The sequence below is a fragment of the Novosphingobium lindaniclasticum LE124 genome (genome assembly GCF_000445125.1).
GTDB lineage: Bacteria > Pseudomonadota > Alphaproteobacteria > Sphingomonadales > Sphingomonadaceae > Novosphingobium > Novosphingobium lindaniclasticum.
In genome coordinates this window covers 69545-91328 of the sequence record NZ_ATHL01000076.1, presented here as the reverse complement: position 1 = coordinate 91328, position 21784 = coordinate 69545, and the positions used below count along the sequence as shown (strand labels likewise).

Annotated in this window: 20 protein-coding genes and 1 tRNA gene; 13 read left to right on the top strand and 8 right to left on the bottom strand. The window is 64.9% G+C overall.

Annotated features, from left to right (window positions below):
• Window positions 1–63: 63 nt before the first annotated feature.
• Window positions 64–1242, bottom strand: coding sequence for an amino acid aminotransferase (locus L284_RS35670; RefSeq protein WP_021234106.1), 1179 nt, complete (start codon window positions 1240–1242; stop codon window positions 64–66).
• Between the two features lie 202 nt (window positions 1243–1444).
• On the bottom strand, window positions 1445–2170 hold the full coding sequence (locus tag L284_RS35665; RefSeq protein ID WP_235054363.1) for a DUF1134 domain-containing protein: 726 nt from the start codon (window positions 2168–2170) through the stop codon (window positions 1445–1447).
• Here L284_RS35665 and L284_RS48400 point away from each other — a divergent pair.
• Window positions 2169–2432, top strand: coding sequence for a hypothetical protein (locus tag L284_RS48400; protein WP_167663593.1), 264 nt, complete (start codon window positions 2169–2171; stop codon window positions 2430–2432). The two genes, L284_RS35665 and L284_RS48400, sit on opposite strands and share 2 nt — an antisense overlap.
• Window positions 2433–2535: 103 nt before the next feature.
• Here L284_RS48400 and L284_RS35660 read toward each other — a convergent pair.
• Window positions 2536–2627 (bottom strand) — tRNA-Ser (locus L284_RS35660).
• A gap of 289 nt (window positions 2628–2916) precedes the next feature.
• Here L284_RS35660 and L284_RS35655 point away from each other — a divergent pair.
• The 9 genes from L284_RS35655 (at window position 2917) to L284_RS35615 (ending at window position 11878) form a co-directional block, all read left to right on the top strand.
• Entirely contained in the window at window positions 2917–5193 is a 2277-nt protein-coding gene (locus L284_RS35655) for an FdhF/YdeP family oxidoreductase (RefSeq protein ID WP_021234104.1), read from the top strand.
• A gap of 2 nt (window positions 5194–5195) precedes the next feature.
• On the top strand, window positions 5196–5660 hold the full coding sequence (locus L284_RS35650) for a c-type cytochrome (RefSeq protein WP_021234103.1): 465 nt from the start codon (window positions 5196–5198) through the stop codon (window positions 5658–5660).
• Window positions 5657–6643 carry a cytochrome c oxidase subunit II gene (gene coxB, locus L284_RS35645; RefSeq protein WP_021234102.1) on the top strand — a complete coding sequence of 329 codons (987 nt, stop codon included), beginning with the start codon at window positions 5657–5659 and terminating at the stop codon, window positions 6641–6643. Before L284_RS35650 ends, coxB begins: the two co-directional genes overlap by 4 nt.
• The gene (locus tag L284_RS35640; protein ID WP_021234101.1) at window positions 6640–8532 is read left to right on the top strand and encodes a cbb3-type cytochrome c oxidase subunit I; all 1893 of its coding nucleotides are present in this window, start codon (window positions 6640–6642) and stop codon (window positions 8530–8532) included. Before coxB ends, L284_RS35640 begins: the two co-directional genes overlap by 4 nt.
• Window positions 8529–9146: a cytochrome c oxidase subunit 3 family protein gene (locus L284_RS35635; protein ID WP_021234100.1), complete on the top strand. Its 618-nt coding sequence runs from the start codon at window positions 8529–8531 to the stop codon at window positions 9144–9146. The genes L284_RS35640 and L284_RS35635 overlap by 4 nt, the downstream gene beginning before the upstream one ends.
• A complete protein-coding gene (locus L284_RS35630; protein ID WP_021234099.1) occupies window positions 9143–9463 on the top strand; it encodes a hypothetical protein in 321 nt (106 codons plus the stop codon). The genes L284_RS35635 and L284_RS35630 overlap by 4 nt, the downstream gene beginning before the upstream one ends.
• An 83-nt stretch (window positions 9464–9546) precedes the next feature.
• The gene (locus tag L284_RS35625; protein WP_021234098.1) at window positions 9547–10341 is read left to right on the top strand and encodes a cytochrome c oxidase assembly protein; all 795 of its coding nucleotides are present in this window, start codon (window positions 9547–9549) and stop codon (window positions 10339–10341) included.
• A complete protein-coding gene (locus tag L284_RS35620; protein ID WP_031342134.1) occupies window positions 10334–10756 on the top strand; it encodes a c-type cytochrome in 423 nt (140 codons plus the stop codon). Before L284_RS35625 ends, L284_RS35620 begins: the two co-directional genes overlap by 8 nt.
• 285 nt (window positions 10757–11041) lie before the next feature.
• Window positions 11042–11878, top strand: coding sequence for an alpha/beta fold hydrolase (locus tag L284_RS35615; protein WP_021234095.1), 837 nt, complete (start codon window positions 11042–11044; stop codon window positions 11876–11878).
• Window positions 11879–11962: 84 nt separating this feature from the next.
• On the opposite strand, the gene L284_RS35610 is transcribed toward L284_RS35615, so the two are convergent.
• From L284_RS35610 to L284_RS35600, 3 genes are all read right to left on the bottom strand, one after another.
• Entirely contained in the window at window positions 11963–12841 is an 879-nt protein-coding gene (locus tag L284_RS35610; protein WP_021234094.1) for a class I SAM-dependent methyltransferase, read from the bottom strand.
• Window positions 12842–12931: 90 nt separating this feature from the next.
• The gene (locus tag L284_RS35605) at window positions 12932–13288 is read right to left on the bottom strand and encodes a spore coat protein U domain-containing protein (RefSeq protein ID WP_021234093.1); all 357 of its coding nucleotides are present in this window, start codon (window positions 13286–13288) and stop codon (window positions 12932–12934) included.
• 148 nt (window positions 13289–13436) lie between these two features.
• Window positions 13437–14972, bottom strand: a complete 1536-nt coding sequence (locus L284_RS35600) for a hypothetical protein (RefSeq protein WP_052018381.1) — start codon at window positions 14970–14972, stop codon at window positions 13437–13439.
• Between the two features lie 223 nt (window positions 14973–15195).
• On the opposite strand from L284_RS35600, the gene L284_RS35595 reads away from it, so the two are divergent.
• Window positions 15196–16977 (top strand): SLC13 family permease, encoded by a 1782-nt coding sequence (locus L284_RS35595; protein ID WP_021234091.1) that lies wholly within the window; start codon window positions 15196–15198, stop codon window positions 16975–16977.
• 3 nt (window positions 16978–16980) lie between these two features.
• On the opposite strand, the gene L284_RS35590 is transcribed toward L284_RS35595, so the two are convergent.
• Both L284_RS35590 and L284_RS35585 read right to left on the bottom strand, forming a co-directional pair.
• Complete coding sequence (locus L284_RS35590) at window positions 16981–18174, bottom strand: M24 family metallopeptidase (protein WP_021234090.1); 1194 nt, start codon at window positions 18172–18174, stop codon at window positions 16981–16983.
• A 9-nt stretch (window positions 18175–18183) separates the two neighbouring features.
• Window positions 18184–19404, bottom strand: a complete 1221-nt coding sequence (locus L284_RS35585; RefSeq protein ID WP_031342130.1) for an NAD(P)/FAD-dependent oxidoreductase — start codon at window positions 19402–19404, stop codon at window positions 18184–18186.
• A 263-nt stretch (window positions 19405–19667) separates the two neighbouring features.
• On the opposite strand from L284_RS35585, the gene L284_RS35580 reads away from it, so the two are divergent.
• A complete protein-coding gene (locus L284_RS35580) occupies window positions 19668–20324 on the top strand; it encodes a GntR family transcriptional regulator (RefSeq protein WP_021234088.1) in 657 nt (218 codons plus the stop codon).
• A gap of 21 nt (window positions 20325–20345) precedes the next feature.
• A complete protein-coding gene (locus L284_RS35575; protein ID WP_021234087.1) occupies window positions 20346–21761 on the top strand; it encodes an amino acid permease in 1416 nt (471 codons plus the stop codon).
• Window positions 21762–21784: the final 23 nt, after the last annotated feature.

Sequence of the window (21784 nt, the reverse complement as noted above, 5' to 3'; positions counted from 1 at the left end):
CGGCCGCTCCTTCAAAAAAGGTAAGCAGCCGGCCCCTTTCGAGAGCCGGCTGCTTACCCGTTGTTATGCAGTCACATCCGCCACGGCGCCGATGAACTTGTCGATGTTGCCCATCGTCAGGCCCGCCACGTTGATACGGCCGGAACCGGCCATGTAGATTCCGTGCTTCTCGCGCATTTCCAGGACCTGGTCTTTGCTCAGCGGCACGATCGAAAACAGGCCGTTCTGCCCGCCGAGCGGCGTCAGGTCCACCGCACCGGCGAGGCCTGCCGCGGCGAGCCTTGCACGAACTTGGCGCATGCGATCGCGCATCTCGTCGAGTTCGGCCAACCAGTCCGCCGTCAAGGCTTCATCTTCCAGGATCAGGCGAACCGCAGCCGCGCCATGATCTGGCGGCTGCGACCAGTTGGCGCGCGCCAGGTTATGACCGTTCGACATGACCTTGGCGCGGTCCGCCGGATCGGAGACCATGGCGTAGAGCGCGCCGACGCGGTCACGATAGAGGCCGAAGTTCTTGTCGCACGAGTAGCAGATCAGCGCTTCCGGCACGGCCACGAGCACCCGGCGCAGGCCGTAGGCGTCTTCTTCCATGCCCATGCCGAGGCCTTGGTAGGCGAGGTCGAGGACCGGCAGGATCCCGGCATCGGCAATGCGCTGGGCGATGTCGTCCCACTGCTCGTTGGTATAGTCGATACCCGTCGGGTTGTGGCAGCAGCCGTGGAGCAGGATGGCATCGCCTTCCTGCGCTTCGGTGATCGCAGCGCGGACGGCGTCCATGTCCGTATGGCCCGATGGCAGCGCGTGATTGAATTCGACGACGCCGAGGCCGAGATCTGCGCAGATTTGCGCGTGGTTCGGCCAGCTCGGCGTTCCGACGATGATCCGCTTGTAGCCGGCGCGCTTCACCATCGCCAGAGCCAGACGCAGCGAGCCGGTGCCGCCAGGGGTCTGCATGCCTTCGATACGGCCGCCCATGTCGGGGCTGTCCTTGCCGAATATGTAGGGCATCAGCGCTTCGACGAAGCCCATGTCGCCTTCAGGTCCGAGGTAGGCTTTCGAATCCTGCCCCGCGACCAGTTTCGCTTCCGCGGCCTTGATCGAGCGGAACACCGGAGTGTCTCCCTCGCCCGTGCGGTAGACGCCGACGCCGAGGTCGATCTTGTCTGCGCGGGGGTCCGCGTTGTGGAGCTTGATGAGCGCGAGAAGCGCATCGGCGGGCTGTTGCTGAAGGTTCGTAAGCATGGCGCGCGGGCCTTAGACCGAGCGATGAAAGCGTGCAATGCCAATCGATCGGGAATTGCGGAGATGGCCGAAATTATCGCGCGCGGCGCCGCCGGTCCACGAACCTGGCGAAATTTTCGAAGCCTGGGACAGCCGCGGGAATCCGGGAAGGAGGCAGTGCCATGTGAAGCGCCGCCTCTCTCGATAACGGTTCTACCGGTCGTTAGAAAGGCATCCAGCTCTGCTTGTGCGTGAACTTCATGTAGCCGATGTTCGCTCCCAACCGCAGGCCCGCACCGGCGCGGACGGGAATGAGCACAACATTGCCGCGGCGCAGGTAGCTGATGTTGAAGCCGCCCACGAGGTAGGCCTGCCCCTCGCCCGCGCCGAATCGATGGTACAGATCCTCGGTGTCGTAGAGGTTATAGACCAGCACGAAAGCATTGCCCGCATTCGCGCCTGCGTCGAAGCCGATCGACGGACCGGTCCAGTAGACCGGCCGCTCGCCTTCCACTTTGTGATAGAGCGTGCCCGAGCCATAGCGCAGGCCGATGGCGATGGCGCCGCCGCCTTCGCGTCCGACGATATAGCCGTTGGGCTCGCCCTGCTTCTTCAGCAAGTCTTCGATCACGCCGGCGAGACCCTTGGCGCCTTTTCCGAACACGCCCTCGGCCGCGCCGATCAGATCGTCCTGACGATAGGTGGTCGAGCCATCGTCCGGCGGGCTTGTCGGTGCCGCTGGCGCCGGGGTGGACCTATAAGAAGACTCCGGGGCGGAATCGACCGGCGTTCCGTTGCCGGGATACGAAGGCTGCGCATCGACCGGCGGCTGCGATTCGGCCGGAGGCGCGTAAGTGCCGCCGTTGAGATCGCTGTCGATCGCGGCATCGGGATCCACAGTGGTCACTTGAGCCAGAGCAGGCGCGACGGGGGCGAATGCAACGAACATGGCCGCGATCGTGCTGCCGATCTTTCGCGACAGGCTAACCGACGCCCCCCTGGCGGCGATTTGCGTGGTGAATGACATGTGGTTGCCCTCCAATGGCGATCCCGAATTCCGTGACATGCACGCTCCTAAGCGCACATTGACGCATGTCACTAAAGAATCCAGAACGCATGACCCGGCAATGAACGGGCGACGGCACGACTCGCTTTTGCGGCGGATGGATCCAGCCGTAGCGCCCGAAGACCTAGTTATTGAGAGATGGTGATCGGCCCGATCCATACCCGGCCAGGAAAGCGAGATGCTTATGGGGCCGGGTATGGCAATGGGCTGAAACCTAAGCCCCGACGGCGCAAATATTTGCGCCGCCGTGGCGGAGACGGAGGGATTCGAACCCTCGGTACCCCCTTAAGAGTACGACGGTTTAGCAAACCGCTGGTTTCAGCCACTCACCCACGTCTCCGCATGCGGCCTAGGAGGCGCCGTATAACGGGGGGCAGTTGTCTCGGCAAGAGGGCAACACGCGAGATTTTTACACCTGTGGAAATGTTTGGGCGAGATCGACATTTTGCCTGCCAGGGAGTGTGGGCGTCGACGCTCGCGATCGGTCTCGGAACCAACCCCGCTCAGGCGCTTTACCCCGATCCGGACGAGGTTCCACGTCGGCGCGCGCCTGCGGAACACGCACCGGCAGACACGGGTCCGACGCAGGCTCCAGCAGCGGCCGTAGCCTGCGTCGGAGGGAGATCGGCATGGCTGAAGAACAAGATACCGTCCACTACGAAGGCGCCGAAGGTGGCTGGGGCTCGCTCCGCGGAATTACCGAAATCGCCTGGCGCGAAAAGCCCACGCCTGCGGTGCTCAACACGCTTCGCCGCCAGAACAAGGTCAAGGGTTTCATGTGCGTATCCTGCGCCTGGACCAAGCCGGCGAACGCCCATCCACTGGAGTTCTGCGAGAACGGCGCGAAGGCGACCTTGTGGGAACTGACCTCCCGCCGCTGCACGCCGGAGGTGCTCGCCGCGCATACGGTCAGCGAGCTCAAGACCTGGAAAGATTATGATCTCGAGCAACTCGGGCGCATCACCCATCCGATGCGCTACGATCGCGCGACCGACACCTACGTGCCCTGTGAGTGGGAAGAAGCCTTCGCCGCCATCGGCCGCGAGTTGAAGGCGATCGATCCGGGGGCGGCGGTCTTCTATTCCTCGGGCCGCGCCAGCCTGGAGACGAGCTACCTCTACGCGCTGTTCGCCCGGCTCTACGGGCACAACAATCTGCCCGACAGCTCGAACATGTGCCACGAGACTACCTCCGTGGCGCTGAAGAAGCTGATCGGATCGCCGGTGGGGACCTGCGTTCTCTCAGACTTCCACTTGTGCGATGCGATTTTCTTCTTCGGCCAGAACACCGGCTCCAACAGTCCGCGTCTGCTCCATCCACTGCAGGAGGCGGTGAAGCGCGGGGTCAAGATCGTCACGTTCAACCCGATCCGCGAAAAGGGGCTGGAGGTCTTCAAGAACCCCCAGGGCCCGGTCGAGATGCTGACGCCCAAGAAGACGCCGATCTCCACGCTCTACCTCCAGGTGAAAGCCGGCGGCGACATTGCCGCGATCACCGGTCTCACCAAACATGTCCTCGCTGCCGAGGAGAGGAAATGGGCCGAGGAGAAGCTCCACGTTCTGGACGTCGATTTCATCGAGCAGCATACCCAGGGCTTCGCGGCGATGAAAGCGCATGTCGAGGGCACCGGCTGGGAAGAAATCGAGGAGGAAAGCGGCCTTGCCCGCGCGGATATCGAGGAGGCGGGCCAGATCTACGTCGAGGCCAAGCGCTCCATAGCGATGTACGGCATGGGCCTTACCCAGCATGTCCATGGCTTCGAGAACCTGGCGGCGCTGACCAACCTGTGGCTGATGAAAGGCAATATGGGCCGTGACGGGACCGGCATCTCGCCCGTGCGCGGCCATTCCAACGTCCAGGGCCAACGCACCGTCGGCATCTCGGAGAAGCCTGAACTCGTGCCGCTCGACAGGATCGCCGAGCAATACGGTTTCGAGCCTCCGCGCGAAGAGGGCATGAACACGGTCAAGGCTTGCGAGAAGATCGTCTCCGGCGACGTGAAGGCTTTCATCGGCCTCGGCGGCAACTTCGTCCGCGCCATCCCGGAGCGGGAGAAGATGGAGGCGGCCTGGCAGAACCTGCGCTTGACGGTCCAGATCGCGACCAAGTTGAACCGCAGCCACCTCATCAACGGCGAAGTGGCCTTTCTCCTGCCCTGCCTTGGCCGCTCCGAAGAGGACCTGCAGGAAACCGGCGCGCAGGCGGTGACGATGGAGGATTCGCTCTCCTGCATCCACGGCTCGCTCGGCAAGAACACCCCGGCGTCCGAGCACCTGAAAAGCGAGGTGGCGATCGTCGCCGGGATGGCCAAGGCCACGCTCCCGCCTAACCCGAAGGTCCGCTGGGACGAGTGGACGGGCGACTATGCGAAGATCCGCGACCTGATCGAGGAGACTTACCCCGAGCAGTTCCACGACTTCAATGCGCGCGTCTTCACCCCCGGCGGGTTCTATCGCGGCAACTCGGCGCGCGAGCGGGTCTGGAAGACCGAGAGCGGGAAGGCCGAGTTCACGGTGCCGAAGACGATGACGTCGATCGGCTTCGAGCCGGCGGATTGGCGCTATCGGCTCGTGACGCTGCGTTCGAACGACCAGTTCAACACCACCATCTACGGCTATTCGGACCGGCTGCGCGGGATCGAGGGCACCCGCGATGTCGTGCTCATGAACCCCGAAGACATAGCAGCGGCGGGTCTCGAAAACGGGCAGGTGGTAGCATTGGTCAGCGATGCCGGGGACGGCGTGCATCGTCAGGTCGATGGGCTCACCATCACGCCCTTCCTGCTGCCGCGCGGCTGTATCGGTGCCTATTATCCCGAGATGAACCCCCTCATTCCGCTGTGGTATCACGACGAGGAGTCCAAGACACCGGCGGCCAAGGGCGTGCCGGTTCGCATCAAGGCCTGACCATGCGCGTCAGGGGCGCAACGATACTGGCGCCGGTCGCCCTTCTCGCCCTCGCCGCGTGCACCAACGAGGCGCGCACTCTCGGGCCGAGCCTGCCGCAAACGGCGCCGGCAGGAAATGCGGACCCGCGCGTCCCGGCCTATCAGGCCAACCTCTATCAGGTGGCCCAGGGCGGCCGTTATTTCATGTGGTACGGCTGCTCCGGGTGTCATGACGACAGCGCGCGGGGCGCAGCGAACCTTTCCGATGGCCGGTGGCGCCGGGGCGGCGGCTTCGCGGATGTCTACCGGGCGATAGCACGACACCGCCCGGCGCCTGCTTACGAGGCGACGGTCCCGGTCGAGCAACTCTGGCAGTTGACCGCCTATGTTCGTGATCTTCCGGCGCATCACCCGGAAAAACGGCGGCGCGTGACGCTGGATCAGGAAGGCGAGCCGCAGGGTTCGCAGTGGTCCGGGCCGCAATGAGAACAGCGATCGTATTCCTGGCCGTGGCGACGCTCGCCGGGTGCGCGGGAATCCAGTCGCCGCTTTCTCCCGCAGGCGATCAGGCGGCCGCCCTCCATTCGCTGTTTACGCTCATGATGATCGTCTGCGGTGCAGTCTATCTGATCGTGCTGCTCGGCATCGTCTGGAGCGTGCTGCGTTCAGGAACGCAGCGCCGCTTCGATAGCGCGAGCGGCGGCGAAAGGCGGCTGGACCGCGGGCTATACGTAGCCGCGAGCGCGATCGTGATCGGGCTCACCGTGCTGATCGTCGGCAGCTTCATCGCCGACCGGGCGCTTGTCGCGGCGCGGGAGGATGACGCCGTGATCGTCCGGATCACCGGGCATCAATGGTGGTGGCGGATCGAATATCGCGATCCGGCAAGCGGACGCTGGATCGAGACCGCCAACGAACTGCACCTGCCGCTTGCCCGCACGACGCGGGTGCAGCTTGCCTCGGCCGATGTGATCCACAGCTTCTGGGTTCCCAATGTCGCCGGCAAGATCGACATGATCCCCGGCCGCCGCAATGTCGTGCACCTGACACCCAGACGATTGGGCTGGTTTCGCGGCCAATGCACGGAATTCTGCGGCGCGCAGCACGCGCATATGGCTTTCGATGTGAAAGTCGACGGCCAGGCGGCGTTCGACAGCTGGCTTGCCCGCCAGGGGAGCGCAAGGGCGCCCCGTCGGCAAAGCGGACGCGGCGCATCCGTCTTCGTTCAGGTCTGCGGGTCCTGCCACCGCGTTCGCGGCACCGAGGCACGGGGACGGGCAGGCCCCGACCTCACGCATTTCGCCAGCCGCCGCTCGATCGCGGCAGGCACCTTGCCCATGAGCCGGGGCGGGATCCAGGGCTGGCTTGCTCAGCCCCAGGCGCTCAAGCCCGGCACGTCGATGCCCACGGTTCCGCTCGAACCCGCCGATGCCGACGCGGTCGCCACCTACCTGGAGACGCTGCGGTGAAGCCGGATCCATCGCTGCTGGAACAGCTCGACCGCACCTGGCGCGATCCCCCCGGCCTTTGGGGCTTCCTCACCACCGTCGATCACAAGCGGATCGCGGCGCGCTACATCGTGACGGCACTTCTGCTGATGTTCCTGGCGGGCATGCTGGCGCTCGACATGCGCTGGCAGCTTTCGGTTCCTGAAAACACCCGGATGACGCCGCAACTCTTCAACGAGAGCTTCTCGCTGCACGGCTCGACCATGCTGTTTCTCGTTTCGGTGCCGCTGATGGAAGCCATGGCTTTCTGGCTGGTTCCATTGATGCTCGGTGCCCGCAACATGGCTTTTCCGCGGCTCGGCGCCTTCAGCTTCTGGCTCTACTTCGGCGGGGTGCTCACCTTGTGGGTCGCCCATGCGATCGACATCACGCCGGATCTCGGCTGGTTCGAATATCCGCCGCTTTCCGGCCCCGCCTATTCGCCCGGACACCGCGCCGACATCTGGGCGCAGATGATCACCTTCACCGAAGTGGCCGCGCTTGCCGCCTCGGTCAATGTCGCGGCGACGATCCTGAAGATGCGCCCGCCCGGCATGACCCTGGCCCGGATGCCGGTATTCCTCTGGGCCATGCTGATCGCCTCGATCATGACGATGTTCTCGATGCCGGCGGTGATGCTGGTGACGTCGATGCTGATCGCCGACCGGCTCGTCTCGACGCAGTTCTTCTCGGTCGCCGCGGGCGGCGACGCCGTGCTGTTCCAGCATCTCTTCTGGTTCTTCGGCCATCCCGAGGTCTACATCATCTTCGTGCCGGCCACCGGCTTCGTCTCGTCGATCGTCGAGACTTTCTCGCGCCGGGTGCTCTATGGCCACAGCGTGCTCGTGCTGGCGATCCTCTCCATCGGCGCGCTCGCCTTCGGCCTTTGGGTCCATCACATGTTCGCGGTCGGCCTGCCTCGGCTGGGCAACGATTTCTACACGGCCGCAAGCATGGCCATCGCCGTGCCGGCCGGTCTGCAGATATTCTGCTGGCTCGCTACGATCGGCACCGGACGCACTTGGTTTCCAACGCCAATGCTTTGGATCCTGGGTTTCGTGGCGACTTTCGTGATCGGCGGGCTTTCGGGCGTGATGACGGCCTCGGCTGCGCTCGACCTGCAACTCACCGACACCTATTTCATCGTCGCGCACCTGCATTATGTCCTGATCGGCGGCGCCATCTTCCCTCTCTTCGGCGCCTTCTGCTACTGGTATCCCAAGGCGACCGGACGGCTGATGTCGGAACGCTGGGGCAAAGTCGCTTTCGTCCTCATCGTCGGCGGGTTCAACCTCGGGTTCTTCCCGATGCACCTGCTCGGGCTGGAGGGCATGCCGCGGCGGGTCTATACTTATCCGGCCCACATGGGCTGGGACATGCTGAACCAGATCGCGACCGCCGGCAGCGCGATCGCCGTGACCGGCGGGCTCGTCTTCGCCGCCAATGCGCTGTGCAGCTACTGGCGCGGCAAGCCCTCGGGCGCAGATCCCTGGGGCGGCTCGACCCTGGAGTGGGCGACCGCGTCGCCGCCTCCGGCGTACAACATCCCTTTCACACCCAGGGTCGACAGCCTCACGCCCATGTGGAACGGCGGCGCGCCGCTTCCGGCACTCGACGGCATCGCGATCGACACGCGCGAAGTGCTCGTCTCCTCGGTTACCGACGCGCAGCCGCTCTATCGGCAGAAGAGTGCCGGGCCGTCCATCTGGCCGCTCGTCGCGGCGCTTGCCGTCTCGGCCATGTTCATTGCCAGCATCTTCACGCCCTGGGCGATCCCGATCGGCGCCCTTCCCATCGGCGCCGCGCTTACCGGCTGGTTCTGGCCGAACCGACCGCGAGCGAAGATCGGCGCGCTGGAGGCCGCGCCATGACGGGAACCCGAGAGTTCGCTATCGTGGGCACGCTCTCCGATCTGCCCTCCAGCGCCAGCGGGCCCCGTCATCTGGTCTGGTGGGGCAATATCGGCTTCATGGTCATCGAGGGCACCGGCTTCGTGCTTGCCGCTGCAGCTTATCTCTACCTCATGACCCAGGCATCGGCCTGGCCGCCGAAAGGCGATCCGCTGCCCGGCCTCTTGTGGAGCGGCATCTTCACCGCCGGTCTTCTGCTCAGCGAGATACCCAATCTCTGGGTGCTGCGCTGCGCGCGGGCGAAGAATCTGGCGGGCGTGCGCTGGGGAACTGCGGCGATGGCCGTCATCGCGCTGGCGCTGTTCGTGCCGCGCGGCTTCGAGTTCGCGCATCTGGGCCTGCCCTGGCATCAGGACGCCTACGGCTCGGTAGTCTGGCTGCTGCTCGTCCTCCACACCGTCCATGTCGTTACCGATTGGGGCGATACGGTCGTTCTGGGCGCGTGGCTGTTCACGCACGAGGTGGGGGACGACCAGTTCGCCGACGTGGAGGACAACTCGAATTACTGGACGTTCGTGGTGCTCTGTTGGCTACCCGTCTACCTCCTCATCTACTGGGCGCCGAGGGCCTTATGAGCTGGCGCCCTACCATTCGCGCACGCGCCTGGCTGGCGCTGGTGCTGCCACCGGGGGCCTGGTTCGCGTTCCAGCAGGGGCTCTCGGCGCTTCTCCATGTCCGCTGCGACGCCACCTTCATCGGTATCGCCTGGGGCTTGACCAGCATCCTGATCTGCGCGCTTGCACTGCGGATCGCCTGGCCCTTGCGCCGTCATCAGGGTGCGCTTGCCAATCCCTGGCTCGCCCGGCTGGCTGTAGCGGTCGCGGCGATCTTCGCTCTTGCGATCCTGTTCCAGACGCTGGCTCTGTCGATCGTTCCGCCATGCATCGCCTGACCGCCTGCCTCCCGGTATGCCTAACGCCGTGCCTCGTTCTATGGGCTGTCCCCAGCGTTGCCCACGATACGGGTATCGCCCATGTGGAACCGCCGGGATGGACGCTCGATCCCTGGATCACGATCCCGCTCCTGCTGACGCTCGTCCTGTTCGTCATCGGCACGAGACGGCTCTTGCGAAGATCTGGCCGGGGGGCAGCGGCACTCGGCCGCCGCGCTCGCCTATTCGCGGGCGGCTGGCTGCTCCTGACCGCCGCCCTCGTTTCGCCTCTGCATCAGGCCGGAGAACGATCCTTCGCTGCGCATATGTTCGAGCATGAACTCATCATGCTCGCCGCCGCTCCGCTTCTCGTCCTTTCCGAGCCCCTGGCGATCATGCTCTGGGGACTGCCGGTGCGCTACCGCCAGGCTTTCGGCGCCTGGAGCCGGGCCGCACCCATCCGGCACAGCTGGCGCTTTCTGGTGCAGCCGGTCACCGCAACCCTGCTCCAGGCCGCAGTCCTCTGGATCTGGCACGCGCCTGCGCTGTTCGATCTGGCCCTGGCGCAAGAGGGATGGCACGCTGCGCAGCACCTGTCCTTCCTTGTGAGCGCGCTGCTTTTCTGGACGGCGATGCTCGGCAGACGGACTTCGCCCGCGGTGGCGGCGCTGTGCCTCGTGGCCACCTCCATCGTGTCGGGCGCGCTCGGAGCCCTCATGGCTTTCGCGACGAGCCCGTGGTACGAAGGCTACGCCCGCCTTGGCCTTGCGCCATTCGGCCTGACGCCTGCCGAAGACCAGCAACTGGCGGGCCTCCTCATGTGGGTGCCGGGCGGCCTCGTCCATGCCGGTGCCGCGCTGCTCATCATGCGGAAAGTCCTGCGGCCCGCCCGTGTCTAGGCGTCCCCTTCCTTCAAGCCTCGGGTGGCTTGCCGTTCTGGTCACCCTCTGCGTCGCTGTCGCGGTCGGGGCTGGCGCCGTGCTCCATGTCGAGACCCAGCAACAGCACCGGGTGCAGGCGCAGATGATCACCGGCGGCGATTGGCAGCGTGGAAAATCGGCGATCGAGCGCCAGGGATGCGGCAGCTGCCACATCATTCCCGGCATCGATGGAGCGATGGGCAAAGTCGGTCCCGACCTCACCCATGTCGGTCAGCGCGCCGCGCTTGCAGGCTCGCTGACCAACGATCCCGAGGCGATGGTGGTCTGGCTCATGCACCCGCAACGTCTTCGCCCCGGCAGCGGCATGCCCGAACAGGGCATTGGTCGCAGGGAAGCGCAAGACATGTCCGCCTATCTCTACGCGCAGGACTGAAGCGCACCTGCTCGGCAATGCTGCCGAGATCGACAGCCGAGGTCTCCTTCACGACATTCCGCGCGGCCCGGTCGATCGCGCAGCGTACGACGGCTAACTTTTCAGTTTTATAGAACCAATCCACCGCTTTTATATGCATTTATGATAATCGTAATCGCCGCTAATCCTTGCTTCACCAGATCGATGCCGCTGGGGGCGCTGTTTTCCAGAGTACCTCACCGTCCGGCTTTCGATCCTGAACGTTCCTTCTTTTTCTCTCCCAACTCTCACGCAAGGATCAGCATCATGGGTTACGTAACCACCAAGGACGGCGCCGAAATCTTTTTCAAGGACTGGGGCCCGAAGGACGCCCAGCCGATCGTCTTCCACCACGGCTGGCCGCTTTCGTCGGACGACTGGGATGCGCAGATGCTGTTCTTCCTTGACAAGGGCTACCGCGTCGTCGCCCATGACCGCCGCGGTCACGGCCGTTCCGAGCAGGTCAGCGACGGCCACGACATGGCGCACTACGCCGCCGATGCTGCTGCGGTGATGGAACACCTCGACCTCAGGAACGCGGTCCACATCGGCCACTCGACCGGCGGCGGCGAAGTCGCGGCTTATGTCGCCCGCTACGGCATTCCGCAGGACCGCGTAGCCAAAGCCGTGCTGGTCAGCGCGGTGCCGCCGATCATGCTCAAGACCGAACGCTATCCCGGCGGTCTGCCGATCGAGGTTTTCAACGGTCTGCGCGCCGGTCTCGCCGCCAACCGGGCGCAGTTCTTCCGTGACGTCGCCGCAGGGCCCTTCTACGGCTTCAACCGCGAAGGCGCCGACGTGAAGCAGGCGGTGATCGACAACTGGTGGCGCCAGGGCATGATGGGCAGCGCCAAGGCGCATTACGAAGGCATCAAGGCGTTCTCGGAGACGGACCAGACCGATGATCTCAAGGCGATCACGGTCCCCACGCTGGTACTCCACGGCGATGACGATCAGGTCGTGCCGTACAAGAACGCTGGTGTGCTCCAGGCCGAGATCCTCCCGAACGCCACGCTCAAGATCTACCAGGGCCTCTCGCACGGCATGCTGACCGTCAATGCCGAGACCATCAACCCCGACCTGCTCGCCTTCGTGCAGGGATGACGCGCAAGGTTCCGGAGCGGCATGGCGCCGCTCCGGATCGTTCGGATCCAAGGCCGCCGTGCGGATGCGCAGGCGGCGCGTTCCTTATCGATCGACCGAAACGCGCAAGTAGGTCGCCGGAATGATCGTCCGGTCCGGCCCGCCCCGGTTCTCAGCCTCGAACAGCGCCTCCAACTCGCTCTCCAGTTCCTGACGACGGCCACTGCGATCCGCTGCTTCGAAGGCGTTCATCGTCGGGCCGTAATAGTCCCGGAAAATATCGAGGAAACCCCGCGGCGGTCCGGGGAAGCGGAACGTGTAACTTGCTTGTTCGCAATGCACCCGCTCTGGCGGGATTCCCGTGGCCCCGAAGCGATCGCGAACGACCTCCACCTGTCCCCAGGTCACTGGACTGACGAAGCCTTCCGGCGGGGGCGGCATGTAGCCCCCGCAGATCTTCAGCACTCTGGCGACGAGCGTCGGATCGCCCGCGATCCAGTTACCCATGACGATCCGCCCGCCCGGTCGGCAAACCCGGACCATTTCGGCTGCGACATCCAGGGGGCGCGGCGCGAACATCGCGCCGAAGATGCTGACCACCAGATCGAAGCGGCCATCCTCGATCCCCGTCAGTGCCGAGGCATCACCCTCGACGAAGCGCAAGTGGGTCAAGCCTTCGTCCTGGGCGCGCCGGTTTCCCGCCGTCACGAGGTTCGCGGCGATATCGACTCCAAGCACCCGCGCACCGCGCCGGGCTGCGGGAACGGCCGTCGTTCCGTCCCCGCAGCCGAGATCGAGAACCTCCGTACCCGGCCGGGGGTCGATCCAGGCGACCAATTCCTCGCCGCTTTCCCGCATCGTGGCGGCAAGGCGGGTGAAATCCCCCTTCTCCCACAGAGCCTTGTTCGCATTGACGGGCGGCGGAGCCGCTTCGCTGGGAGAGGTAGCCTCTCCGGAAGCATCGTTGTCGGAAACGGGCTGCATCTGACTCTCCATGTGTCCGGCCATCTGTCGGGCCAATCGTCGAAGGATAATGCGACTCATCCGGCAATGCTTGGTCTTTTCGCGCGTCGATCAGTAAGTGACCGTGACTGTCGCCGTATCGGTATAGGCTCCGGCCCGGACGTATCGGTGCGCCGGGATCCGGCCATAGGCCTTGACCGCAGCGGCAAAGCTCAGCAGTCCGGCGCCGCTTGTTCCGCCCGCATTGAGGCCGACGGTGAACGAAGTGCCGCTGGTGCAGGTCACCGTGATGACGCTGGTGCCGTCCTTGGGAGCACCGGACGTGGGATCGTAGCTGCCGAAAGCCAGGGGCGTCGCGGCCACGATGCAGGCGGACTGCACCGTAGCGGTGACGGCCATCGGCGCCGTCGCCGTGGCTGCCGAGGCCGGGCCGACGATAGCGCAGGCCAAGGCAGCACCGGCTGGCACGGCGGCGAGGCCGCACCTCTGCGAGGTGAAACGGGTTTCGGCGTCATGAAGCCCATCTATCGGGCGGGCCTTGAGAATCTCATGGCCTGTCCCCTTCGACTTTTGAGGATCGCCTGATAGGACTTGGTTCAGACCGCGCCGGTGTTGCTCAGGATCCGGCCAGTTCCGTCCCTGCCTTGTCAAGGCGGGCTTCTGCTTCAGCGTCCTGCCCGGACGGCGCCTTGTCGAGCCGCGCGATCATGTCGGCCGCCCGCTCGGCCAGGCCGCCGCCGTGAGGGTCGAAAGCGACCGGTCTGAGGATCGTTCGGGCTTCCTCCTTGCGGTCCAGCCGGACCAGCGCCTCGCCCAGGTTCATCCGCAATCCGAAGTCGAACGGCGCGAGTTCGACGGCCCGGACCAGCCCGTCGATGGCGAGCTTCGGCGGCTCGCCGCCCTGCTCCGCGAAACTGCGGTAGTAATAGACCAGTGGCAGCGGATGATCGTTTTCCCGCTTGTTGAGAGCGACGAAGGGCGCCCGAGCCTTGTTGTAGGCCGCGACCCTGTCTCCCTCGGTGTCAGCAGCCCTCCGGAAAAGTGCGTAGCCCTTCTGAACGTAAGCGTTCGTTTGCCCAGGATCGAGCGCTAGAGCCGCGTCGGCGGCGGCGATCGCCTCGCTGTCGTTGCCTGCGTCGTATTCCGCTTCGGCAAGGGCGCTGAACACGGCGGCATCACGCGGATAGAGCGCGGCCACGTTCCGCGCTTCGGCGACTAGGCTTGTCGCGGCTTCCGCGTCGACCCCGCGCTTCGAGCGAATGACCACCGGCATCATGGCCGCTTCCCCCGCGGAGAGCGGGCGAATGACGATATCACCGATCTTCAACCTTTCGCTACCGATCGGTAGAACGTTGATCTTCCGGCGCATGAGATAATGCTCGACGTCCTTTTCCAGAACGTCGAAGTCCCCGAATGCTTCGGCCGCTGCGTCACGCTGGGCCATGCCCTTGTCGAGAAGTGAGAGATACCGGGCGAACTGGCCTTTCCGCGCCGCGTCAAAAGTCAGGTAATGATAGAGCAGCCAGCTCTTTCCGTAGAAAGCATCATAGTTGCGCCGCGCCCGCTTGTCGTAGTTGGTGGGATCGAGGAGATCGGCCACCTTGACGTCCGGAGAGTAGAACAGCTCCATGGCCCGGTGAAGCGCGGGGCGGCCCAGGATCATGCTGCCGTCGGCCGCAAAACTGCTGGAAGAGAAGAACTCCGCCGCGCCTTCCGAAAACCAGCGCGGCCGCTGCATGGAATTGGCGGAAATCATGAAGTGATGCGCATATTCGTGAAGCAAGGTCACCATCGAAACGTCTTCGGCGCTTTTTGCGGCATCCACCCTGGGAATGATCGCCAGGGAACCGCCCGCCCGAGGCAGGTAGAAGCCGCCGATATACTTGTTGTCGCCGCCGTGGATCTTCCTGACCGCCTGCATGCTGGCGACGACATAGACCGAGACCCGGTTCGACGGACTGGGCGCCGGTCCCGTCACGTTGAACAGCAGCGCCAGCGCCGTGTGATAACGTTCAAGCTGTTCCGAGAACCTGCGCAAGTCCCGTTCGGAATCTTGCGCGTAGATCACGAAGTGATCGCTCGACGCCTGCAGCCAATCGGCACGGGCCGGTGCGGACTGCAGAAATATCGCCAGCAGAACGGCGACGATCATCGATCGCATTCTTGAAAAACCCCCGAATTCATCCCCGCCATCGGTCTAGCGTGAATATCGAAGGACACAAGAACAGAAGCGACCGTTTCGGCTGCTGTCGATCGCGGTCGATCGGGATCATGCCGTTTCCTGAACGGTGAAGCATCGGCAGGACGGCACCGGTTCGGCTTTCGTGCATTTAGCTTTTCGTACCGGACGACCGGCCAGACCGTAGCGAGATCGAATGACCCTGAACCAGTGGCTTTCCGTCGCCACCCTGTGCGGCATGATGCTTCTCTTCATCTGGGGTCGTTTCCGTTACGACGTCACCGCGATCATCGCCTTGCTGGCCGCGCTGGCACTCGGTCTCGTGCCGCCCGAGAAGGCATTCTCGGGCTTTGCCGACGATATCGTGATCATCATCGCCTCCGCCCTCGTCCTTTCGGCCGCGGTACAGAGAACCGGGCTGGTGGAACGCGCGGTCAGTCTCGTCAGTCAATGGGTCAGACGGCCGGGATCGCAGCTGCTGGTGCTGACGAGTTCGGTTGGCATAGCCTCCGGGCTCATCAAGAACATCGGCGCGCTGGCGATGATGATGCCCGCCGCTTCCCAGCTGGCCCGCCGCAGCAACACCAATCCCTCGCGTTTTCTCATGCCGATGGCTTTCGCTTCGCTGCTCGGCGGCCTGACGACGATGATCGGCACCTCTCCCAATATCATCGTCAGCCGCGTCCGCGAAGAGATGACCGGCGAGCCCTTCCGCATGTTCGACTATCTGCCTACCGGCCTCGGCATGCTGGTGATCGGCCTCGTCTTCCTGCGCCTGGGTTACCGCCTCGTCCCCGCCGACCGCCGCGCCGCCGCGACCATGGGCGAGGCGCTCAACATTTCCGACTATACGACCGAAGCTACGGTTCCCGAAGACAGCAGCGCCATAGGCGAGACCATCGAGGCGTTTGTTGCCGGCCACGACAACGAAGTCGAAGTCACCGCCGTGCTGCGTGCCGGGCTGCGCGGCGAGGTCCACCCGGCCATGCACATCGCCGAGGGCGACGTGCTGATCCTCTCGGGCGATCCCGACGCGCTCGAACGTGCGATCGCCCGGTCCCAACTCACCCTGGACGACGACGATCGCGACGATCATGCGAAAGACGATCGCCGGACCCGCGACGATGTCGGCGTGATCGAAGGCGTCGTCACTGCGGACTCCGCTTTCGTGGGCAGCACTGCGGGAAGGCTCATGCTCAAGGAGCGGCTTGGCCTGAGACTGGTGGCGATATCGCGACGCGGCGAGATCCTGCGCAACAAGCCGGGCAACGTGGTGCTCGGCGCCGGCGATGTCATCGTGCTGCAAGGCGTGCTGGCCGAGATGCCCGGACGGCTGCGGCAGCTCGGCGTGCTGCCCCTGGCGCAGCGGCAGATCCGGTTGGGCATGAATCGAAGCAGCTGGCTGGCCCTGGCCATCCTCGCGGCGGCGATGATCACGACCGCCGCCGGGCTTGTCCCCGTGGCCGTTGCCTTTTTTGCCGCCGCCGGTGCCGTCATCATCACCGGCGCGCTGCCTGTGAATGATGCCTATGAGGCGGTCGAATGGCCGATCCTGATCATGCTCGGTGCGCTCATTCCGGTCAGCGAGACGCTCCAGACGACGGGTGCCTCGGACATCCTGGCCACCGAACTGGCCAGGCTTGCTCGCGACATGCCGGCATGGGGCGCAGTCGCCATGGTCCTTGCCGCCTCGATGGCGGTGACGCCTTTCCTCAACAATGCCGCGACCGTGCTGGTCGTGGCACCGATCGCTGCCGTCTTTGCGACCGATCTCGGCTATCGGCCAGATGCCTTCCTGATGGCCACGGCGATCGGCGCGGGCTGCGATTTCCTCACCCCGATCGGGCACCAGTGCAATACGCTGGTCATGGGCCCGGGCGGCTATCGCTTCGGCGACTACGCCCGGCTGGGGGCGCCCCTGTCAGTGCTGGTGCTGCTGATCGGGACGCCGCTCATCATCTACTGCTGGCCGCTCTAGCGGTCATTCGGCGAAAGGGCGGTCGATAGCGACCTGCGGCTGGGTGAACCACTGCGCGCCACTTTCGGTCACGAACATGTGATCTTCCAGACGCACCCCGAATTTCTCGGGAACGACGATCATCGGCTCGTTCGAGAAGCACATGCCTGGCTCCAGCGGGGTCTTGTCGCCGCGCACGAGATAGGCCGGCTCGTGGATCGAGAGGCCGATGCCGTGGCCGGTGCGGTGTGGTAGGCCCGGAAGGTGGTAGTCCGGGCCCAGCCCGGCCTTTTCGAGAACGGCGCGGGCGGCATAATCCACCGCCTCGCAAGGTTCGCCGGGACGGCAGGCATCGAAGGCGGCCTGCTGCGCTTCCTTCTCTATGTCCCAGATGCGGCAGATCTCCCGAGAGACTTCTCCGAACGCGTAAGTCCGGGTGATATCCGAGTGGTAGCCCTGGATGGTGCAGCCGGTATCGACCAGCACGAGCTGGCCTTCCTGAAGAGCCCGGTCGCCGGGAAGCCCATGGGGGTAGGCGGTTGCCTCTCCGAACTGGACGATGCAGAAACTCGATCCGCTGGCGCCGAGCTTGCGGTGCGCGGCGTCGATGAAGTGGACGACTTCGCTTTGACGGATGCCGGGACGCAGGATGCGCGCGGCGGCCTCGTGGACCAGCAGCGTCATGTTCTTGGCCTGCTGCATCAGCGCCAGCTCGCCGGCCGACTTGACCATGCGGCACTGCTTGATAACCGCCATCGCATCCACGAGCGCGGCCGAGCCGCCCTGCCGGACGCCCTCGGCGAAGTGGAAGGGCAGTTCAGGATCGATCGCCAGGGTCTTCACGCCCAGCTCGGCCACGACCTGCGTCACCAGCGCAACCGGGTCTTCGTCTTCCTGCCACGAGCGGATCTCCACCGGTATGGCCAAGTCGGCTTCCAGCGTGCCGATCTCGAAGTGCGGGCAGATCATGATCGGCTTGCGGCCCGGAACGAGCAGCATGGCCACAAGGCGCTCGGTCTGCCCCCAGGGCAGGCCCGAGAAATAGCGCAGCGAGGCGCCCGCGTTGACGAGCAGTGCGTCGGCGCCGAGCTTTTCCGTCAGTTCCTGCGCGCGGGCCATGCGCGCCTCGCGCTCGGCGACGGCGATGGCCGGGGCGCGCTCGGCCCAAGGCTCGAGCCGGGCCAGTTCGATCTCTGCGGTCGATCCGCCAATCATCATTCCATTCCTTTATGCAAAACGCTGGATGTCGAAGGGCGCAAGCGGCAGTTCCGGCTGCTCGCCCGCTACCATCGACGCGACCAGCCGCGCCGTAATCGGCGCGAGAGTTAGCCCGAGGTGCTGATGCCCGAAGGCATAGAGGAGATTGGACGCCTTCGTCGAGCGGCCGATCGCCGGGAGATAGTCGGGCAGCGTCGGACGGCACCCCATCCACCGACGGAACGGTCTCCGGAGCGGCAGGCCCAACTCGGCGACATGCCGCTCGAGCCGCTCCCACTTGCGCGGATCGGCAGGCGCATCGACCTTGCCGAGTTCCACGAAGCTGGCGGCCTGCACTGCGTTTCGATAGCGGGTGACGATCATCGATCGCTCCTCGAACACGACCGGCGGCAGGTCGGCAGGCCAATGACTGGCATCCGCGCGGATGTGGTAGCCGCGCTCGGCGATCATCGGCACTTTGTGGCCGAGATGCTCCATCAGTTCCCGCGAGCGAACGCCCGCGCAGACCAGCACCTGCTCGGTGTCGATCCCCGCGATCTCGACACGTCCACCTGCTGCGCGCAGTTCCGCACGCTGCGTCACGCGCTTGCCCCCGCGCTGGGCAAAAGCGTTTCCGAGAGCCTGCCGCAAGTCACCGAGATCGGCGATCTGGCCACTGCCCGTAAAACGGATCGCATCCGCCACCGGCGCCCTGCCCAGTGCCGAGAGCATCGCCCGTTCCGCATCGGTCGCGTCCTGAACTTGCGCGCTGCCGGTGTTCGAAGCCATCCACGAGGCCCGCCCCTCGCGCGCGGCGCGTTCGCCGTGCCACAGCACGAAATGACCGTCCTGCTTGACCAATTCGGGAGCACCGATCCGCTCGACGAGTGAGGTCCAGGCCGGCATCGAACCGGCAAGCAGCGGCGCCAAGGCCTGGCAGCCCTTGCGGAACTGAGCGGGACGCGCTGCCGTCAACAGGCGGAGGCCGAACGGCATCCATTCCGCGATTGCCGAAGGCGGAAATCCCAGCGGGCCTCCGCGAAGGAAAAGCCGCTGCGGCAAGCTGCGAACCATGCTCATCGAAGCCAGCGGCTCGACCTGCTCCACCGCGATATGCCCGGCATTTCCCCAGGAGGCCGCCTTACCTTCGGCATCGTCATCGACGATCGAGACGTGATGTCCCGCTTCGAGCAATGCGATGCCCGTGCAGAGACCGACCACCCCGCCGCCGACAATTCCAATGGACCCCACGAAAACTCCGTTGCATAAGTCAGACTATATCGTATACCATATATCGATCACCGCCCGTTTGCACAAGGCTTTGCACTGCGCATGACCGTTTCGATCCACCGCTTTGAAAGCGCTTCGCTCCGCCGGGGCGATGAAGGGTCGCGATTAACAAAATGCAATAGTTCCTCGAGAAAGGTCGGATTGCAGCGCGTTTGCGGATCATCTACCGTATACGTTAAATCGGCGGCGTTGCGCGCCGCCGAGACGTTTATGGAGATACACTGGTGACAATCGTCGTCCGCACCCTTGCCGAACGCATTTTCGACGTGATCCGCGAAAGGATCGTCGAAGGAAAGCTCCCTGTCATGGAGCCGGTGAGGCAGGATGCACTGGCTGCCGAACTCGGCGTCAGCAAGATTCCTCTGCGAGAGGCCCTTGCCCGGCTCGAGCACGAGGGCCTGCTGACCAGCCAGGCCAATCGCGGCTGGTTCGTCCGCCCGATGTCGAGCGACCAGGCCGAAGAGATCTACCTCCTGCGCCTGGCGATCGAACCCGCCGCCGCTGCCTATGCCTGCAGTGTCGCCAATGAGGCCGATCACAAGGCCGCCATCCAGGCTTTCGAAGTTCTGGATGCCGCCGCCAAGGAAAACCTCAGCGACGTTGCCGTGCGCAACCGCGAGTACCACGTTTCGCTGGTGCGTCCCGGCAAGCGCCTGCTGACGACCCAGCTGGTGGAGCGCCTCGAAGTGCTCGCCGAACGCTACGTCATCGCGCACCTCCAACCGGCGGGCCGCGGCGACCGTGCCCATACCGAACACCGTGACCTGCTCGACACCTGGCTTACCGGAGACGCGGCCAAAGTGCAGAGCATGCTCACCCAGCACATCGCCAGCACGCTAGACGACTTGCGCGCTCATTTTACCGCCAGCCAGACAGGCTGAGACACATAACCAGGGGGATCCATGTTCGGACCGCGTAAATCCATAGAACAACTGTCACAACGCGACTCCGGGCATTCCCTGGCCAAAACCCTCAGCTGGCCGCACCTGATTGCTCTGGGCGTCGGCGCCATCGTCGGCACGGGCATCTACACTCTCACTGGCGTCGGCGCCGAACGTGCCGGCCCGGCCGTGATCCTGGCCTTCGCCATCGCCGGTGCCGTCTGCGCCTGCGCCGCGCTCGCCTATGCCGAAATGGCGACGATGATCCCGGCCGCCGGTAGCGCCTACACCTTCTCCTATGCCGCCATGGGCGAGACGATCGCCTGGATCGTCGGCTGGAGCCTTATCCTCGAATACTCGCTGGCGTGCTCGACGGTGGCGGTAGGCTGGTCGGGCTATCTGGTCGGCTGGATAGAATCGGCGGGCATACACCTGCCGCACATGCTGCTGGTCGGCCCGCACGGGGGCGGCCTCGTCAATCTGCCCGCCGTCCTGGTGGCCCTCGCCGTCATGGGCATGCTGATCGCCGGCACGCGTGAGAGCGCCACGCTGAACATCGTGCTCGTCATCATCAAGCTCGTCGCGCTTTCGATCTTCGTCGTGATGGCGCTGCCCGCCTTCCAGGGCGGCAATCTCGATCCCTTCATGCCCTATGGTTTCGCCAGCACCGAGATCGAGGGCCAGAAGCGCGGAGTCATGGCCGCTGCCGCCATCGTCTTCTTCGCCTTCTACGGCTTCGACGCCGTCGCCACTTCAGCCGAGGAAGCCAAGAATCCGGGGCGCGATCTCACGATCGGCATCGTCGGCTCGATGGTCGTCTGTACGGTGATCTACATGGCCGTCGCCATCGCCGCGATTGGCGCCCTGCCCTTCCAGCAGCTCGCCAACTCGCCGGAGCCGCTGGCGCTCGTGCTGCGTCAGCTCGGCCAACCAGTCGCTGCGCACCTGATCGCCTTCGCCGCCGTGCTCGCCCTGCCCTCGGTCATCCTCGTCATGATGTACGGCCAGAGCCGCGTGTTCTTCGTCATGGCCCGTGACGGCCTGCTTCCACGCAGCCTTGCCAAGATCAGCCCGCGCACCGGCGCCCCCACCCGCATCACCCTGATGACCGGCATCTCGATTGCCATCGTCGCCGGTATCTTCCGCCTCGACGAGATCGCCGAGCTGGCCAATGCCGGCACCCTGATCGCCTTCATCTCGGTCGGCGCCTGCCTGATGATCCTGCGCCGCCGCGCGCCGGATATGCCGCGGCTGTTCAAGTGCCCCAAGCCTTTCCTCGTCGGCACGCTGACGATCCTGGGCTGCGCCTACCTGCTGCTGAGCCTGCCCGAAAGCACGCTTCTCCGCTTCGGCGCGTGGAACGCGATCGGCCTGCTCGTCTACTTCCTCTACGGCCGCTCGCGCAGCGAGGCGGGACGCGAGACGGCGGCGGCCTGACCCCGAACGACCTCGACTGAATC